14 protein-coding genes are annotated in these 16,748 nt (G+C 72.4%); 5 read left to right on the top strand and 9 right to left on the bottom strand.

Features of this window, described 5'->3' with window-relative positions; genetic code table 11:
- Nucleotides 1-190: 190 nt before the first annotated feature.
- Nucleotides 191-1,930: a lysine--tRNA ligase gene (gene lysS / locus ACFZAM_RS34745; protein WP_391052005.1), complete on the top strand. Its 1,740-nt coding sequence runs from the start codon at nucleotides 191-193 to the stop codon at nucleotides 1,928-1,930.
- Nucleotides 1,931-2,027: 97 nt separating this feature from the next.
- Here the strand turns inward: lysS and ACFZAM_RS34740 are convergent, their stop codons facing one another.
- From ACFZAM_RS34740 to ACFZAM_RS34730, 3 genes are all read right to left on the bottom strand, one after another.
- On the bottom strand, nucleotides 2,028-3,734 hold the full coding sequence (locus tag ACFZAM_RS34740; protein WP_391052002.1) for a DUF2637 domain-containing protein: 1,707 nt from the start codon (nucleotides 3,732-3,734) through the stop codon (nucleotides 2,028-2,030).
- A 163-nt stretch (nucleotides 3,735-3,897) separates the two neighbouring features.
- Nucleotides 3,898-4,605, bottom strand: a complete 708-nt coding sequence (locus ACFZAM_RS34735) for a DUF3558 domain-containing protein (RefSeq protein ID WP_391052000.1) — start codon at nucleotides 4,603-4,605, stop codon at nucleotides 3,898-3,900.
- 37 nt (nucleotides 4,606-4,642) lie between these two features.
- Complete coding sequence (locus ACFZAM_RS34730) at nucleotides 4,643-5,554, bottom strand: hypothetical protein (RefSeq protein ID WP_391051998.1); 912 nt, start codon at nucleotides 5,552-5,554, stop codon at nucleotides 4,643-4,645.
- A gap of 168 nt (nucleotides 5,555-5,722) precedes the next feature.
- Between ACFZAM_RS34730 and ACFZAM_RS34725 the strand changes: the two genes are divergently transcribed.
- Nucleotides 5,723-6,916, top strand: coding sequence for an RtcB family protein (locus ACFZAM_RS34725; RefSeq protein ID WP_355340599.1), 1,194 nt, complete (start codon nucleotides 5,723-5,725; stop codon nucleotides 6,914-6,916).
- A 113-nt stretch (nucleotides 6,917-7,029) separates the two neighbouring features.
- On the opposite strand, the gene ACFZAM_RS34720 is transcribed toward ACFZAM_RS34725, so the two are convergent.
- Together ACFZAM_RS34720 and ACFZAM_RS34715 are read right to left on the bottom strand one after the other, a co-directional pair.
- On the bottom strand, nucleotides 7,030-8,721 hold the full coding sequence (locus tag ACFZAM_RS34720) for a methyltransferase (protein WP_391051995.1): 1,692 nt from the start codon (nucleotides 8,719-8,721) through the stop codon (nucleotides 7,030-7,032).
- Between the two features lie 186 nt (nucleotides 8,722-8,907).
- Nucleotides 8,908-10,071, bottom strand: coding sequence for a 4-hydroxybenzoate 3-monooxygenase (locus ACFZAM_RS34715; RefSeq protein WP_391052084.1), 1,164 nt, complete (start codon nucleotides 10,069-10,071; stop codon nucleotides 8,908-8,910).
- A 322-nt stretch (nucleotides 10,072-10,393) separates the two neighbouring features.
- On the opposite strand from ACFZAM_RS34715, the gene ACFZAM_RS34710 reads away from it, so the two are divergent.
- A complete protein-coding gene (locus tag ACFZAM_RS34710) occupies nucleotides 10,394-10,942 on the top strand; it encodes an isochorismatase family protein (RefSeq protein ID WP_391051992.1) in 549 nt (182 codons plus the stop codon).
- Nucleotides 10,943-11,034: 92 nt separating this feature from the next.
- Here the strand turns inward: ACFZAM_RS34710 and ACFZAM_RS34705 are convergent, their stop codons facing one another.
- A complete protein-coding gene (locus ACFZAM_RS34705; RefSeq protein WP_391052081.1) occupies nucleotides 11,035-11,805 on the bottom strand; it encodes a GDSL-type esterase/lipase family protein in 771 nt (256 codons plus the stop codon).
- A 1,041-nt stretch (nucleotides 11,806-12,846) separates the two neighbouring features.
- Here ACFZAM_RS34705 and ACFZAM_RS34700 point away from each other — a divergent pair.
- Nucleotides 12,847-13,254: a nitroreductase/quinone reductase family protein gene (locus tag ACFZAM_RS34700; protein WP_391052078.1), complete on the top strand. Its 408-nt coding sequence runs from the start codon at nucleotides 12,847-12,849 to the stop codon at nucleotides 13,252-13,254.
- A gap of 21 nt (nucleotides 13,255-13,275) precedes the next feature.
- Here the strand turns inward: ACFZAM_RS34700 and ACFZAM_RS34695 are convergent, their stop codons facing one another.
- Nucleotides 13,276-13,806 carry a MarR family transcriptional regulator gene (locus tag ACFZAM_RS34695; RefSeq protein WP_391051989.1) on the bottom strand — a complete coding sequence of 177 codons (531 nt, stop codon included), beginning with the start codon at nucleotides 13,804-13,806 and terminating at the stop codon, nucleotides 13,276-13,278.
- A 40-nt stretch (nucleotides 13,807-13,846) separates the two neighbouring features.
- Here ACFZAM_RS34695 and ACFZAM_RS34690 point away from each other — a divergent pair, with 40 nt between their 5' ends.
- The gene (locus ACFZAM_RS34690; protein ID WP_391051987.1) at nucleotides 13,847-14,788 is read left to right on the top strand and encodes an EamA family transporter; all 942 of its coding nucleotides are present in this window, start codon (nucleotides 13,847-13,849) and stop codon (nucleotides 14,786-14,788) included.
- Here the strand turns inward: ACFZAM_RS34690 and ACFZAM_RS34685 are convergent.
- Together ACFZAM_RS34685 and ACFZAM_RS34680 are read right to left on the bottom strand one after the other, a co-directional pair.
- Nucleotides 14,766-15,620, bottom strand: coding sequence for a hypothetical protein (locus ACFZAM_RS34685; protein WP_391051985.1), 855 nt, complete (start codon nucleotides 15,618-15,620; stop codon nucleotides 14,766-14,768). The genes ACFZAM_RS34690 and ACFZAM_RS34685 overlap by 23 nt on opposite strands.
- Nucleotides 15,617-16,387, bottom strand: a complete 771-nt coding sequence (locus ACFZAM_RS34680) for an SDR family oxidoreductase (protein ID WP_355340578.1) — start codon at nucleotides 16,385-16,387, stop codon at nucleotides 15,617-15,619. The genes ACFZAM_RS34685 and ACFZAM_RS34680 overlap by 4 nt, the downstream gene beginning before the upstream one ends.
- Between the last annotated feature and the right edge of the window lie 361 nt (nucleotides 16,388-16,748).

Below are 16,748 nucleotides of genomic sequence, written 5' to 3'. Positions count from 1 at the left end.
CGCCTCGCGGTGAGGCGAGGTCCCAGTGTCCCACGCGAGCCCCGATGGGCCGAGCCGGTTATCCACAGGTGGGGACGGAGCGGGCGAGTTATCCACAGGCCGGGTTATCCGCTGGCGATCGGGGGCCGGATGTCTGGGAGAATCGGAGCCGTCGGAACACCCCCATCGAACCCTCAGGAAGAAGAGGACCGTGGCTGAGAGCAACGAGGCCGACTGGGTCTCCCGTTTCGCGGACGACGTCATCGCCGAGTCGGAGCGCCGCGCACCCGGGAAACCCGTTGTCGTCGCGTCCGGGCTCAGCCCCTCGGGCCCGATCCACCTCGGGAATCTGCGCGAGGTCATGACCCCGCACCTGGTCGCCGACGAGGTGCGCAGGCGCGGGCACGAGGTCAGGCACCTGATCTCCTGGGACGACTACGACCGGTACCGCAAGGTCCCGGTCGGCATCCCCGGGGTCGACGAGTCGTGGGCCGAGCACATCGGCAAGCCGCTGACCTCGGTGCCCGCGCCCGCCGGGTCCTCGTATCCGAACTGGGCGGAGCACTTCAAGGCGCAGATGGCCGCGTCGCTGGCCGAGCTGGGCGTGGAGTACGACGGCATCAGCCAGACCGCCCAGTATCAGGCGGGCGCCTACCGCGCGCAGATCCTGCACGCGGTGCGGCACCGCGCCGACATCGACGCGATCCTCGACCAGTACCGGACGAAGAAGGCCCCGGCCAAGCAGCAGTCGCAGAAGCCGGTGGACGCGGCCGAGCTGGAGGCCGCCGAGGGCTCGGGCGCGGCGGGCGAGGACGACGGCAGCGGCTCCGGCGTGGGCTACTTCCCGTACAAGCCGTACTGCGCGGTCTGCGGCAAGGACCTCACCACGGTCACCGCGTACGACGACGAGACGACCGAGCTGACGTACACCTGCGCCTGCGGGCACGGGGAGACGGTCCGGCTGGAGGAGTTCGACCGCGGCAAGCTGGTGTGGAAGGTCGACTGGCCGATGCGCTGGGCGTACGAGGGCGTGATCTTCGAGCCGTCGGGCGTCGACCACTCCTCGCCGGGCTCCTCGTTCCAGGTCGGCGGGCAGATCGTCGGCCCGATCTTCGGCGGGAAGCAGCCGATCGGCCCGATGTACGCCTTCGTCGGCATCTCCGGCATGGCCAAGATGTCGTCGTCCAAGGGCGGTGTGCCCGTCCCCGCCGACGCGCTGCGGATCATGGAGCCGCAGATCCTGCGCTGGCTCTACGCCCGCCGCCGCCCCAACCAGTCCTTCAAGATCGCCTTCGACCAGGAGATCCAGCGGCTCTACGACGAGTGGGACGCGCTGGAGCGGAAGGTCGCCGAGGGCACCGCGCTCCCGGCCGACGTCGCCGCGCACAGCAGGGCCGCCCGCACCGCCGCCGGTGAGCTGCCGCGTACCGCGCGGCCGTTGCCGTACCGCACGCTGGCGTCCGTCGCCGACATCACCGCGGGCGCCGAGGCCCAGACGCTGCGCATCCTGACCGAGCTGGACCCGGACCGGCCGATCGGCTCGCTGGACGAGGTGCGGCCCCGGCTCGACCGCGCCGAGTCCTGGATCACCACCCAGGTGCCGGCCGAGCAGCGCACCGTGGTGCGCGCCGAGCCCGACACCGCCCGCCTCGCCGCCCTCGGCGACAGCGAGCGCGCCGGGCTCAAGCTCCTGGTGGACGGCCTCGACTCGCACTGGTCGCTGGACGGTCTGACGACCCTCGTCTACGCCGTGCCCAAGGTGCTGGCCGGTCTTGAGCCGGACGCTAAGCCGACTCCTGAGCTGAAGGTCGCCCAGCGGTCGTTCTTCGCCCTGCTCTACGAGCTGCTGGTCGGCCGCGACACCGGTCCGCGCCTTCCGACGCTGCTCCTCGCGGTGGGCGCCGACCGCGTCCGCACGCTGCTGGGCGCGGGCGAGGGCGAGGGCGCGTAGGGGCTCGTACGGCATCGGGGGCGGGACCGCGACCGCGGTTCCGCCCCCGTCGTATGCGTGGCCCCCGGCCTGCGGCCTGTGGTTCACGGCCCCCGGTCTACGGGATGTGCTCGGTGTCCGACTCGGACTGGAAGCGGTAGCGCAGGTCGCGCAGGGACGGGACCAGCTCGCGCTCCTCCGGCGGCGTACCGGTGTACATGTCGGAGAGGTAGCGGGCGAACTGCCGGGCGTTGGGGAAGGTGCCGAATTCGCGGACGTAGCGGCGGTAGGCGCCGAAGAACGCCTCGTCCTGCGAGATGCCGTCGGGGAATTCGAGGCCCGAGACGAATTCCGGCGCCGGAGGCTGCTCCGGCTCGGGTGCGGGCACCGCTTCCGGCTCCGGAGCGGCGTACTGCGGCTCGGGGCCCTGCTGGAAGCGCTGCTGCGCGGCGGCGGCGCTGCCGTTCAGTCCGGAACCGCCCAGCGGGCGCGACCGGTTGGGGCCGGCCGGGACCATGATCTGCGGCTGCTCCGGCTCCGGCTGCTGCTGGATCTGCTGCCCCTGCTGCCCCTGCTGTTGGCCTTGCTGCCCCTGCTGCTGGGCCTGTTGCATCTGCTGCGCCATGAACGCCTGCTGCTCGCGCTGGGCCTGGAGCTGGGCGGCGGCGAACCACGGGCTGTCGTGTGCGCCCGGCGTGTCCTGCTGGGGCCACTCCTGCGGGTACGGCTGCTGGTTGTACTGCTGATACTGCTGGAACTGTTCGAACTGCCGCTGCTCGTACGCCTGTTGGTGCTCGAACTCCGACTGCGGCTGGAACTGGCGCCCGTCCTGCTGCCCCGCCTGCTGTCCGCCCGGTTGTCCGCCCGCGAGTCCGTTCTGCTGGGCGCTTTGCTGCTGCCGGGCCGCCTCCGCGAGGGCCGCGGCCGCCTCGGCCGCGAGGTCGGGAACGCCGTTCGGGAGGGCGTGGCCGTTCACATGGCCGTTCACCGCCCCGTTCACGGCTCCGCTCACCGCCCCGTTGACCGTCCCGTTCGCGGCGGCCTTCGACGGCGCCGCCGTCACCGGCTCCGCGGCCTCCGCCGCGATCGGCGCGGCCGAGTCGGGCCCGGCCGTCAACTCCTTGGCGGGGCGCGTGATCTCGATGCCCGCCGCTTCGAGTCCGGCGTCGGCCGTCTCCGCCAGCGGCACCCCGTACTTCGCCAGCCGCAGCGGCATGATCGCCTCGACCGGGGCCTTGCGACGCCACGCCACGCCGTACCGCGCCCGCAGCCGCGCCCGGTAGACCAGGCGGTCCTGCTCGCGCCGGATCGTTTCCTCGTACGACCGCAGTTCCCACAGCTTCATCCGGCGCCACAGCCGGAAGGTGGGGAGGGGGGCGAGGATCCAGCGCGTGATGCGCACCGACTCCATGTGCTTGTCGGCGGTGATGTCGGCGATCCGCCCGATCGCGTGCCGGGCGGCCTCCACCGAGACCACGAACAGCACCGGGATGATCGCGTGCATGCCGACGCCGAGCGGGTCGGGCCAGGCGGCGGCGCCGTTGAAGGCGATCGTCGCGGCCGTCAGCAGCCACGCGGTCTGCCGCAGCAGCGGGAACGGGATGCGCAGCCAGGTCAGCAGCAGGTCGAGCGCGAGCAGGACGACGATGCCCGCGTCCACGCCGATCGGGAAGACGTTCGCGAACCAGCCGAAGCCCTTGTCCAGGGCGAGCGAGCGCACGGCCGCGTACGAACCGGCGAAGCCGATCCCCGCGATCACCACCGCTCCGGTGACGACCACGCCGATCAATATGCGGTGCGTCCGGGTCAAACGTATCGCGGCCACCCGCGACCCCTCCTACCCCTTGGCTCCAGCCTCACTGGCGGACCGGAGCCGTACCGGCTCCGGCGGGCCCCAGACTGCCATACGGGTGAGAAGGAGAGGCGCGGTGTTGACGAACGAACGCCGTACAAACGCGCGAATACCGGGGCGAGGGGAGCGGGAGTTGTTACGCGTTCGCCGCCGCGACCGCCGCGACGGCCTCCTTCGCCGCCCGTTGCGCACCGCTCTGTACGTCGCCGGCCGACGGGTTCTTCTTGCCTTCGAGGCCCGCGCCGTTGAACTCCACCAGGACCACGACATTGCCGCTGCGGACGACCACCGAGTCGTTCTGCGAGGTGACCTTCGCGACGGTGGCCTTGCTGACCACCGAGGCCGCCTGGTCGCCGAGGCCGGTGAGGGTGGCGGAGGCCGCGCCGGGGACCTGGTTCAACGTGCCGACCTGCTCGGTGTACCGCTTCTTCGCCTGGTCCTCGGCCGTGCCGAGCGCGGTGGAGGACGTGAAGCGCTGAAGGGTGACCGACAGCCAGCGGTACTGGTAGCCGTCCTTGCCGTTGCCCGTCCAGGAGCAGCCGGCGCGCGAGGTGATGTCGTCGGACTTCACCGGGGTGCCGCCGGGCGTCTTGGCCTTGGGCACCAGCGCGTTCACGGTGGCCTGCGTGATCGCCTTGCAGGACGCCGGGAGCGCGGCGAACTTCGCGGGCGCGAGGGTCGGGGTGGCCGAGCCGCCGGACGGGCCGGAACCCGTGGGGGAGGAGGCCGAGGACTTCGCGTCGGATGATCCCGAACCGGACGAGCATCCCGCGAGAGCCATCGCGGGGACGGCCGCACAGGCGAGCAGCAGAGCGAGGCGGGAGGCGGTGTGTCGTCGTTCCATGGGGGTCACCCTAAAGGGCCGCGCTGTCGGCCCCCGGTCAGTCCTTGACTTTCCTCAGGAGCTGCTCCGCGACCTGCTGGGCGCCTTTTTGCAGGTCAGCGCTGTCCGGTGGCGTACTGCCACGGGGTGACGACTCCGCGTAAGTGACGGTCACCAGGACGTTGGCGGTGCGGAAAACCAGTGTCACGTCGCGGCGGGGAGGCTGTGCGTGGGGCTTGAGGACGTCATTGATAAATGCGGCGTTTCCCACATCGGTGAGGCGGCGGGGGAGGAGGTCGGTGCCGCCGCCACCGGCCGTGCCGGAACTCGTCGCGGACCCCGTGCTCGTACCGTTGCCGCCATTCGTACCGCTGCCGGTGGTGGAATTGTTGCCGTTCGTCGTACCGCCGGTCGGCGTGGCGGTCGTCTGCTGGCCGCTCGGGGTGGCGGAGGACGACAGCGGCGGGATCGAGGCGTCGGCCGCCTCGTTGGAGAAGTCGAGGTCGGCCTGGACCTCGTCGCTGACGGCCGGGTCGTACGACACGACGCGTTCGAGGTCGATCTTCAGGGTGTTCGACGTGCCGTCGGCCCGGGTGCCGCGCCAGGAGCAGCCGACCCGGCGGTCCGTGTCGTACGTGAGCGACTCCGAGCCCGCGACGTCGGGGACGGCGGGGACCAGGGACTTGAGCAGCTCCTGGCCGACGGCCGTGCAGGGGGCGGGCAGCGTCTGGTACTTGCCGGGCGGCGCGGGCGAGACCGTGCTCGCACTGCCGCCGCCCGCGAGCTGCGCCTTCTGGTCCGAGGCGGAATCCGCCGAGTCCCCGCCGCCGGTGCACGCGCCGAGCGTGGCCAGGGCCAGCGCCACCGCGGTCACGGCCGTGCCGACGGCGGCCGGGAGGCCGCGTCCCGCCGGAGCACGTCGCGTCGCCTGGGCACCTCGCGCCGCCGGGACACTTCGCGTGGACCGCACTGGGCGGGCCCCCTTCCCCTCAGGTTCTGCCGCTCCCGCGCGCTAAACCTTTGGCGTGAGCGGGTGCGCCGTGGACACAATGTCTACCGCAAGCTTCACCCAAACCACCTCTTGGGGCGGTTTTATCGCGTGAGGCATCCTTGATTTTGCCGTTTACGGGGGATTGTCATGTCTTATACCGAGGTGCCGGGTGTCCGGGTGCCGATCCGGATGTGGACGGACCCGACCACGGTCGAGGACGTCGCGATGCAGCAGCTCCGCAATGTCTCCTCGCTGCCGTGGATCAAGGGCCTGGCCGTCATGCCGGACGTCCACTACGGCAAGGGCGCCACGGTCGGTTCCGTCATCGCGATGCACGGCGCGGTCTGCCCCGCGGCGGTCGGCGTCGACATCGGGTGCGGTATGAGCGCGGTCAAGACCTCCCTGACGGCGAACGACCTGCCCGGCGACCTCTCCCGGCTGCGCTCCCAGGTGGAGCAGGCGATTCCGGTCGGACGCGGCATGCACGACGACCCGGTCGCGCCCGGCCGCTTCCACGGCATGGCGACCTCCGGCTGGGACTCCTTCTGGGACCGTTTCGACGGGCTCGCGGAGGCCGTGAGGTTCCGCGCCGACCGCGCGACCAAGCAGATGGGCACGCTCGGCGGCGGCAACCACTTCGTGGAGGTCTGCCTCGACGAGTCCGGCGCCGTATGGCTGATGCTGCACTCCGGCTCCCGCAACATCGGCAAGGAGCTGGCCGAGTTCCACATCGGCCAGGCGCAGAAGCTCCCGCACAACCAGGGCCTGGTCGACCGCGACCTCGCGGTCTTCGTCTCGGACACCCCGCAGATGGCCGCGTACCGCAACGACCTGTTCTGGGCGCAGGAGTACGCCAAGAAGAACCGCGCCATCATGATGGCGCTCCTCCAGGACGTCATCCGCAAGGAGTTCAAGAAGGCCCGGCCGACCTTCGACGAGGTCATCTCCTGCCACCACAACTACGTCTCGGAGGAGCGCTACGACGGCATGGACCTCCTGGTCACCCGCAAGGGCGCCATCCGCGCGGGCTCCGGCGACCACGGCATCATCCCCGGCTCCATGGGGACCGGTTCCTACATCGTCCGCGGCCTCGGCAACTCCGCCGCGTTCAACTCCGCCTCCCACGGCGCCGGCCGCCGCATGAGCCGGAACGCGGCCAAGCGCCGCTTCACCACCCGCGATCTGGAGGACCAGACCCGCGGCGTCGAGTGCCGCAAGGACTCCGGCGTCGTCGACGAGATCCCGGCCGCCTACAAGCCCATCGACCAGGTCATCGACCAGCAGCGCGACCTGGTCGAGGTGGTGGCCAAGCTGAAGCAGGTCGTCTGCGTCAAGGGCTGACGTGTCGGGCGCACGGCTCCTGGAGCCGTGCGCCCGTGGCGGGTTCCTTCCTGCGGCTGCGGCTACGGCTACGGCTTCGTCTCCGGCTTCGGCTTCGTGTGCGGGGGCGCGGCTCAGGCCCTGCGGGCGTGCAGGACGGTGCCGTCCAGGGGGAGGGGCGAGCGGCCGACAAGGGTGAGGCCCGCGTCGGCGAACAGCCGGGCGTAGTGGTCGGCGCGGCGTTCGCGACCGCCGACGTTGCACATCATGTGCAGGTCCCAGGCGGTGGCCAGGGAGGCCGAGCCGTCGTCGGGCAAGACGCGTTCCACGACGAGCAGTTCGGCGGCCGGGGACATCGCGCGGGCGCAGTGCCGCAGGATCTCGCGGCAGCGGTCGTCGTCCCAGTCGTGCAGGACGCGGGACAGAATGTAGACGTCGCCGCCCGCGGGCACGTCGGCGAAGGTGCCCGGGAGGAAGGCGCACCGCTCGGTGCGACCGGCCGCGCCGAGCAGGCGGCGGGCGGTCTCGACGGTGTGCGGGCGCTCCAGCAGGACACCGCGCAGGCGGGGGTGTGCGGAAAGGATTCGGCCGAGCAGTTCGCCGTTGCCGCCCGCGATGTCGACCACGGTGGCTCCTTCGGCTCCTTCGGCCGCCGCGAAGAGGACCGGGTGGTCGGGCAGCGGGTCGAACATCCGGGCGCCGGCGGCCATCGACTGGTCGAACAGCCCGGCGAGTTCGGGATCGCGGGCGAAGTGCTCGAAGTGGTTCTCGCCGAAGTGCCGTTCGAAGGCGACCTGTCCGGTGCGCACGGTGTGGTCGAGCCCGGCGAAGGACGCGTAGAACGGCCCCCCGTACATCAGCGCCAGCGACCGCATCGACCCCTCGGCGTCCGCCCGCAGCAGCCCGCCGGTGTCCGTGAGCCGGAAGCCGTCGCGGTCCTCGCTCACCACGCCGACCATGGTGAGGTACCGCAGCAAGGTGGCCAGGTTGGGTGCCAACGCGCCGACCGTGTGGGCCAGTTCGGCCAGGCCGACGCCCCGCTCCCCGTCCATCGCGTCCGCCACCTCCAGCCGCGCGAACGCGGCCAGCGCCTGCGTCGTCCACGCCCCGGTCAGCAGCCGCAGCAAGGTTTCGGCGGGCTGCCGCGCCCGGTGCGCCTCCATGTGGGCGTCGAGCAGGTCGCGGTGGTCGCCCGGCACGTACAACTCCACCCGCCCGTAACCGGCCTTGGCCTCGGCTGGCGCGGCGAAGTAGAACACCGTGCCGTTCTCGTGCGGGTTGTAGCCGCCGCCGTCGGGCGTCGCGCCGTACTGCCCGAAGGCCGCGCACAGACCGCGCAGCACCAGCGGGTCCGGTGCCTCGACCTCGAAGGCGACATGCGTCTCGTGCTGCCGCGCCCGCTCGTACGCCGCGACCTCGCCGAGGCCGGAGCCCGGTGGCACGGTCAGCGCGAACACCTCGACCGTCCGCCGTACCCCGTCCCGGCACTCCACCGCAGGCCGCAGAATCGCGACGTCCAGCTCCGCCGCGCGCCGCTTGTGCCGTACGGCCAGCCGCTCGCGTACGACGACGCTCGGCGTCGGCGGCGCGTCCGCCACCAGCCCGCAGTCGGCGAGCGTGGCCTCCAACTCCGCCCGGCCGGAAGGGAAGACGAGCAGCGCCGCGTGCGAGAAGGCGCAGCGCTCCGCCAGCGCCCGCAACTCCGGGCCGTCGAGCCCGGGAAGCAGGAGCAGGAGCAGCGTGGCGGTGTCCTGCTCCCTGACGAAGTCGACCGTCGCGCGCAGGCGGGACGCGTCGGACGTCTCGCCCGACAGTGCCGTGATCATGTGCGGGGGACCCTCATTCGTTCCGGGGTTCGGTCGTCCGCGTACGGGTGTACGCGGACGGGTGTACGCGAGACGGGTGCGGGGATGCGGCGGTACGGGATACGGCGGTGCGGGATACGGCCGCACGTACGGGCATGCGTGAACGGCGGTGCGCGGGCGGGTGGTTGGGGCGGCGGCCCGGAACGGCTAGACGCCGACGTAATGCTCGGCGAACCAGTCCTGCTGGCTGCGCGACGTGCGCAATGAGGCGAGGCGGTCGCGGCGCAGGGAGTTGTGGAACAGCGACTCGCCGTCCGCGCCGGTCGGGCCGTGCAGCAGCCCGATCATCCAGTGCGAGAACTCCTGCGCCCGCCAGATGTGCGTCAGGCAGCGCGCCGAGTAGGCGTCGAGGCCGCGCGGGTCCCCGGCCATGAGAGCGGCGGCCAGGGCGTCGGCCAGGACCGCCGCTTCGAGTACGGCCAGATTGGCGCCCTTCGCGGCGGACGGGCTGATCAGACCGGCGGCGTCGCCGACGAGGAACAGCGCGCCGTGGCGCAGGGGTTCGAGCACGTCGGACTCCAGGTCGACGACGGACCGCTGGACGAACCGGCCGCGCCGCAGCGGCCCGAACTCCCGTGCCCGCATGCGCAGTTCCAGCTCGTCCCAGATCCGCTCCGCCGGCCAGGCGTCGGCCGGGGCGCCGCGCTCGTACTGGAGGTAGTAGCGGGTGACCTCGCTGGTCCTGGCCATGTGCCCGGCGAACCCGCGCTCGTGCACCGCGTATCCGACCGCGTCCAGGCTGGGCGGCGCCTCGGCGAGCAGACCGAGCCAGGTCACGCCGTGATCGCGGTGGTGGCGGACGGCGCCGGGCGGCAGCGAACGCCGGGCGGCGCCGTGCCGCCCGTCGCAACCGGCCACGTACCGCGCCCGCCACAGGCCCGGCCGTCCGTCGGCCTCGCGCACGACGACCTCGGGCCGCTCGCCGTCGGCGTCGCGTACGGCCACGGCCTCGGTGCCGAAACGAATCTGCCCGCCGCGTTCCTGGAACCGGGTCAACAGGTCGCTCACCAGGTCCTGTTGGGGGTAGACGGTGTGCGGTTCGCACTGCCCGAGCGCGCCGTAGTCCAGCCGGAACCGGCCGTCCTCGGTACGGAACTCGCAGGTGCTGTGGGGCTGCCCGCGCCGCCGCAACCCCTCGGCGAGGCCGTGCCGTTCGAGAATCCGTACGGTGTTGGCCGCCAGGAATCCGGCGCGCGCACGGGTCCGCACCCGCGCGGCACCGGCCCGTTCCAGCACGACGCAGTCGATCCCCCGGTCCACAAGGATGTTGCCGAGCACGAGCCCGGCGGGACCGGCCCCGAGGACGACCACGTCGGTCGCGCTGCCGCCCGTCCCGCTGGTGTGGTCGGCCGGTCGCCGCCGGCTCTTCCCGTCTGTCACGGAACCAGATACTAGGTGGCTGAAAATCGCCCTTCGTACCGGAATCACCTGAATGCGCGGCTCGATACGGCAAAGAGATCGTCGGGCCCGTTGTCAGTGGCGGGGGTTACGGTGGCGGAGACCGGCACGGAGCGTGACGCCGGACGGGACGCCGGACGGGACGCAGGACGTGACGCAGGACGTGACGCAGGACGTGACGCTCTGTGCGACGCAGGGCGTGAGCAGAACGGCGCGTGAGCAAGGGGGAAAGACCATGACCACTCTCAAGAACCGGCCGCACACCGCACTCCTCGTGGTGGACTCGCAGGTGGGCGTGCTCGACGGCTGCCATGAACGGGACGCGGTGGTCGCCAACATCGCCGCGCTGGTCGCGCGGGCGCGGGAGAGACAGGCCCCGGTGGTCTGGGTCCAGGACTCCGGCGAGGACCGGACGAAGGGCAGCGAGCCGTGGCGGATCGCGCCGGAACTGGGCGCGGACGACGCCGAGCCGCACATCGACAAGGTGTACGGCGACTCCTTCGAGGACACCGACCTGGAGGAGGTCCTGGCCGGTCTCGGCGTCGGGCGCCTGATCGTCGTCGGCGGCCAGACCGACGCGTGCGTCCGCTCCACGCTGCACGGCGCGTTCGTGCGGGGATACGACACGACGCTGGTCGGGGACGCCCACACGACGGAGGATCTGACCGAGTGGGGCGCGCCGCCCCCGGCCCAGGTGATCGCCCACACCAATCTCTACTGGAGCTTCCAGGCGGCCCCCGGCCGCACGGCGGGGACGGTCGCGACGAAGGACGTCGAATTCTGAGGCCGCCGCCGCCGCGACGTGCGTACGCGAAGGCCCCCTGCCCGGTGGGGGGTTGAGCGGGCGGGGGGCCTTCGGCCGGGTCGGGGCGGGCGTCAGTCGTTGGCGTTGAGCACCGGCAGGTAGCCGCTGGAGTGGCCGGTCGCGGTCGGGTGGTACGACTCCCAGCTCGGCGAGATGACCAGCGAGTGGAGGTAGGCGTCGCCCGAGCACAGCTCGTGGCCCTTGAACGTCGAGCGGACGTCGCCGAAGGAGAAGCCGTGCGCGGCGGCGCGGGCCGCGGTGGTGGTGTCGAGCACGTCGGCGGCCTCGTCGATCTTGGCGTGCTTGGTGGCGCTGAGGCCGACGCAGAAGGTGTTGAGGGTGTACATGTCGGGGTAGCCCAGGACGACGACGTGCGCCGAGGGGGCCTTGGCGTGGATCGCGTTGTAGACCGCGTCGAGGCGGGCGGGCAGCGTGTTCCTGACGAAGTTCTCCGCCGTGTTCACCCGGTTGACGCAGTCGCTGTCGGAGCCGGTCACGCAGGCGGTCATGACGTCGGAGAAGCCCGCGTCATTGCCGCCGATGGTGATGGTGACCAGGCCGGTGGAGGAGTTGAGCGGGCCGAGCTGGTTGTTCAGCACGTCCGAGGTCACCGCGCCGGAACAGGCGGTGTCGGCGAAGGAGGACGGAGCGTGCGCGTTCTTCCACAGGTACGGGTAGGCGCTGAAGCTGCGGTGACAGTCGCCGCTGGCGCTGTCGTAGTTTCCCGCGCCGTTTCCGGCCGAGTACGAGTCGCCCAGGGCGACATAGGCGGGGCCTGCGGCGTGGGCCGGGCTGACGCCCACGAGGGCCAGGGCGGCGCCCATGGCCAACGTGGCCAGCATGGAGAGGGACTTGGTGCGGTTCACGGAACCTCCATCGGCGGGACGATCGCTTCAGCGATCACTTCAGCAACGAGTTGCGCCGGGGTGCGCTGAGGTGGGCATGTCAAGATGGCTCTGAGCGGTAGACCGCGATGGCGGTGACGGTGGGGGGTGAGGGTGGGGGGTGTGGGGGTGGGTGGGGGACGGGGTAACGCTCTGATCTCTGGCTGCACAGGGTGTGGCATCAAGCGGCTCCAGCGTCAACGGCCCTGCTGTCGTAAGGATCTACGCGCGAAGAACGCCGCGGGAATCATCCCCAATGATTTGGCTCCGCCAAACATGCTCACGTCAACCCACACCACATCAGCACCATCCCGCCATCCGGCGACGGTTCCGTGTCCACCCTGTGCAACCCCGCCCCGGCCGGGCGCGTCCGCCGAAGGCGGGGGGTTGCCGAGGGGTCGGCGGTGGCTCTTCGGGCGGGGGCCCGTGCCCGCCCTGTGCGATCCCGCCCCGGCCGGGGGTGTTCGCCGAAGGCGGCGGGTTGCCGAAGGGTCGGCGGTGGCTCGTCGGGCGCGGGGCCCGTGCCCGCCCTGTGCGATCCCGCCCCGGCCGGGTGCGTCCGCCGAAGGCGGGGGGTTGCCGAGGGGTCGGCGGCCTTCCGCTGGGCGGGCCCGCGCCGGGCGGGTGCGAACCCGCTGCCGCGTGTGGGGCGTCCGCCGAAGGCGGCGGGTTGCCGAGGGGTCGGCGGTGGGTCGTTGGGCGGGGGGCCCGTGCCCGCGCTGTGCGATCCCGCCCCGGCCGGGGGTGTTCGCCGGAGGCGGGGGGTTGCCGAGGGGTCGGCGGTGGCTCGTCGGGCGCGGGGCCCGTGCCCGCGCTGTGCGATCCCGCCCCGGCCGGGGGTGTTCGCCGGAGGCGGGTGGTTGCCGAGGGGTCGGCGGTGGGTCGTTGGGCGGGGGGCCCGTGCCCGCGCTGTGCGATCCCGCCCCGGCCGGGGGTGCCCGCCGAAGGTGGGTGGGGGGTAGAAGTGGGGGTGTTGGGTTGGTGCGGGTGGATGAGGGAGTGGTGGGTGTGGCGGGTCGTGGGCTGGTGGTCTGGGGGCAGCGGTGGGTGGTGAATCCGGTGGCGCGGCGGACGGCGGCGTTCACGCCGGGGGCGGCGGTGGTGGAGACGACCGGGCGGGTCAGCGGGAAGCCGCGGCGGACGCCGGTGGGGGGTGCGCTGGAGGGGACCACCTTCTGGTGGGTCAGCGAATTCGGCCGGCAGTCGCAGTACGTGCGGAACATCGAGGCGGACCCGCGCGTACGCGTACAGATCAAGGGCAAGTGGCACGCCGGTACGGCCACCCTCGTGGACGACGACGACCCGCGTGAGCGGTTGAAGCGGCTGCCGAAGTTCAACAGCGCGGCGGTCCGGGCGTTCGGGACCAACCTGCTCACGATGCGCGTCGACCTCGACCCGGAGGACTGAGTCCGCCACGGACCGGCCGGGTCACTCGCCGCGCGGTTCGACCCGGGCCAGCCACTTCGTCAGCAGGGCTTCGAGCTGCGCGGCCTCGTCGCCGGTCAGGGCGCCCAGCAGGCGGCGCTCATTGGCCATGTGGGCCGTGAAGGCGCGGTCGATGACCTCGCGGCCGTGCGCGGTGAGCGCGACCACCCGGCCGCGGCCGTCGAGTTCGCTGGGGCGCCGGGTCGCCAGACCCGCGCGCTCCAGGCGGTCGATCCGTTTGGTCATCGCGCCGGTCGTGACCATGGTGTGCTCGGCCAGCTCCGAGGGCGCCCGCTCGAAGGGGGCGCCCGCGCGGCGCAGCGCGGCCAGGACGTCGAAGTCGCCCTCGCCGAGGCCGTGTTCGCGGTAGACGACGCACAGCTCCTCGGTGAGGCGGCCCGCGAGCCGGTGCAGCCGGCCGATGACGCCCTGCGGCCGTACGTCCACGTCGGGCCGTTCGCGGGCCCACTCCCGCTGGATCCGGGCGACGTGATCGAGCGGTTCGGACGAGTCCAGCGATCTGCGTGCGCTCATGCCCTCCACAATACCTTCCGAGGAAGCTACATTAGCTTCCATGGAAGCTAATGTGCGGTGGTCCCTCGTCACCGCCGTCGCCCCGGTCGCGTGGGGCACGACGTACTACGTCACCCGCGAGGCGCTGCCCGCCGACTACCCGCTGTACGGCGCGGTGCTGCGCGCCCTGCCCGCCGGGCTGCTCCTGCTGGCGGTCCGCAGGCGGGCGCCGCGCGGCGCGTGGTGGTGGAAGTCGCTGGTGCTCGGCACGCTCAACATGGGCGCGTTCTTCGCGCTCGTGTACGTCGCCGCGCAGCTCCTGCCGACCAGCGTCGCGTCCACCGTCATGGCCACCTCGCCCGTCGTGATGACGCTGCTCGCCTGGCCGCTGCTGTCCGAGCGCCCGCGCGCGCTGCCGCTGCTCGGCGCCTGCGTCGGCATCGCGGGCGTGTGCCTGATGGTGCTCGACGGCTCGGACGGCATCGACCCGCTCGGCCTGCTCGCGTCCGTCGCCGCCATGACCATGTCCTCGATCGGCTACATCCTGGCCAAGCGCTGGGGCGGCGCCGTGGACGTCCTGTCCTCCACGGCCTGGCAGCTCGTCGCGGGCGCGCTCGTCCTGCTGCCGGTCGCCGCCGCGGTTGAGGGCGTGCCGCCCGCCCTGGACGGCCGCGCGCTGCTGGGCTTCGGCTACGTCACCACGGTCGGTACGGCCGTCGCCTTCGCCGCCTGGTTCACCGGGCTGCGGCACCTCACGGCGGCCGGGGTCGGGCTGATCGGCCTGCTCAACCCGGTCACCGGCGTCCTGCTCGGGACGCTGGTCGCGGCCGAGACGCTGGGCGGGCAGCAGTGGGGCGGCCTGGCGCTCGTCCTGGCCGGTGTCCTGATCGGGCAGCCGGTGACGGCGCGGGCGGTACGGCTCGCGCGCCGCGTACGCCGTGCCCGCAGGGAACGTCATGAGGGCGACACGCGGCCCGCGGCTACTTCCGGAGCACGCCCATGATGTTCCGCGCCGTCTCGATCAGCGCGGGCTGGTACTGGACGAGGTCGGGGGAGAGCGGATAGCCGCCCCCGTCGAGGCCGTTGATGGTGTCCTCGGAGACGTTGACGTCGCTGTAGGCGTTGAGGGTGAGCGAGATGACCGCGCCGCCGTGCAGGATCTTCAGCTCCTGGCCCTCGTCGCTGCGCGTGAGGAAGTACGCCTGGTCGCCGAGTCCCGGCACCGACGAGACCTCGCTCGCGGCCTGGAGGCTGCCGGTCATCATCCGCACCTGGTCCTCGAACTCGACGCGGGGATCGGTCTTTTTGTGCAGGTCGACGGCGACGGCGACGATGTAGGACATCGTGGCGCCCCGCGCGTACGGCGCCTGGGTGGAGAAGTCGCAGGCGACCTGGTCGAGGGCGGGGCCGAGGTGCTGCATCGCGGGCGACGACGTCTCGGGCGTCTCCACCGAGAGCTTCCCCGGGCTGTTGGCCCGGACGGCGGCGGTCAGCGGCTGGAGGGTCGGGCCCTCGCAGGGGCTGTCGGCGATGTGGTAACCGTGCAGGTCCGGCAGGTCGCTGTGGCCCCGGTCGTACACGAACAGGCCGCCCGCCCACAGCGCGGAGGTGACGACGGCCGCGCCGAGCACCCACACCCACGGCGGTCGTACGCGGGAGGCGGCGGCCGGAGGCGGGGGCGGGCCGCCCTCGAAGTCCACGACGAGGTCGGCCGTGCGGCCCGAGGCGCCGGGACCGTCGGCCGTATCGGCGGCGTCGGGCGTGCCGAGCACCCCGTAGTCCGGCTCGCCGTGCTCGTGGGGTCCGCCGCCCGTCAGCTCCGGCTCGGATATCACTGCGGCTCCTCGCGGTGCACCTTGTAGTTGCTGGCCTGCGCGCGCGGGCGCAGCACCAGGAGGTCGACGTTCACGTGCGCGGGCCGGGTCACCGCCCAGGAGACGGTGTCGGCCACGTCGTCGGCGGTCAGGGGCTCGGCGACGCCCGCGTAGACGGCGGCGGCGCGGTCGGCGTCACCGCGGAAGCGGGTCAGGGCGAACTCGTCGGTACGCACCATGCCGGGCGCGATCTCGATGACGCGCACCGGCTTGCCGTTCAGCTCCAGGCGCAGCGTCTCGGCGATCACGTGCGCGCCGTGCTTGGCGGCCACGTAACCGCCGCCGCCCTCGTACGTGGCCAGGCCCGCGGTCGAGGACAGCACGACGACGGTGCCGTCGCCGGAGGCGGTCAGCGCGGGCAGCAGCGCCTGCGTCACGTTGAGCACGCCCAGCACGTTGACCTCGAACATCGCCCGCCAGTCGGCCGGGTCCGCGGTGGCCACCGGCTCGGTGCCGACGGCGCCGCCCGCGTTGTTCACCAGGACGTGCACCGGCGGGTACTGGTCCAGACCCGCCGCGAACGCGTCCACGGCCGCCCGGTCGGTGACGTCCAGCCCGTACACGGACGCCGAACTCCCCTGCTCCGTCAGCTCCTTGGCCAGTGCTTCCAGCCGGTCCGCGCGGCGCGCGGTGAGCACGACATGGAAGCCCGCCTCGGCGAGCTTGCGCGCGGTGGCGGCTCCGATGCCGCTGCTCGCGCCGGTGACCACTGCGGTACGGGGGCTCATGTGGTGCTGCCTTCCACGGACGGTGCCTGCTCGGTTCTGCTCCGGGGCCCCGGGCTCTGCTGTGGCCAGAGCCCTGCTGGGTGTTTTCCCTGGGCAGCAGCAGCATAAGCGGCCGGTTGTCCGGTACCGGGCGGCGCGGGTCGGCGGCGGTACGCGCCGGGCAGAGTCGGATCGCGGCGGGTCGGATCGGGGTGGGTCGGCGGGTCGGATCGGGGCTGCGGGGGGTCGGCGGGTGGCGCTGTGCGGTCGGGCGGGTACGTCACGTGTTTTCGGCCAGCGCCGCCGCGTTGTGGCTCATCTCACGTGGAGCGCCGCCAACTGCGGAATTCATGCTGCGCGGCAGTCGCGTCAGGCTGCTTTG

This window comes from Streptomyces sp. NPDC008079 (assembly GCF_042957385.1).
Classification (GTDB): Bacteria; Actinomycetota; Actinomycetes; order Streptomycetales; family Streptomycetaceae; genus Actinacidiphila.
Note: the sequence above shows the minus strand (reverse complement) of the source record. Positions and strands in the feature narration are given on the sequence as shown.

Coding starts and splice junctions, on each gene's coding strand:
- ACFZAM_RS34710 (WP_391051992.1), top strand. CDS start 10,394: ATGACCACTCTCAAGAACCGGCCGCACACCGCACTCCTCGTGGTGGAC.
- ACFZAM_RS34695 (WP_391051989.1), bottom strand. CDS start 13,806: ATGAGCGCACGCAGATCGCTGGACTCGTCCGAACCGCTCGATCACGTC.
- ACFZAM_RS34680 (WP_355340578.1), bottom strand. CDS start 16,387: ATGAGCCCCCGTACCGCAGTGGTCACCGGCGCGAGCAGCGGCATCGGA.
- ACFZAM_RS34735 (WP_391052000.1), bottom strand. CDS start 4,605: ATGGAACGACGACACACCGCCTCCCGCCTCGCTCTGCTGCTCGCCTGT.
- ACFZAM_RS34725 (WP_355340599.1), top strand. CDS start 5,723: ATGTCTTATACCGAGGTGCCGGGTGTCCGGGTGCCGATCCGGATGTGG.
- ACFZAM_RS34720 (WP_391051995.1), bottom strand. CDS start 8,721: ATGATCACGGCACTGTCGGGCGAGACGTCCGACGCGTCCCGCCTGCGC.
- ACFZAM_RS34690 (WP_391051987.1), top strand. CDS start 13,847: ATGGAAGCTAATGTGCGGTGGTCCCTCGTCACCGCCGTCGCCCCGGTC.
- ACFZAM_RS34705 (WP_391052081.1), bottom strand. CDS start 11,805: ATGCTGGCCACGTTGGCCATGGGCGCCGCCCTGGCCCTCGTGGGCGTC.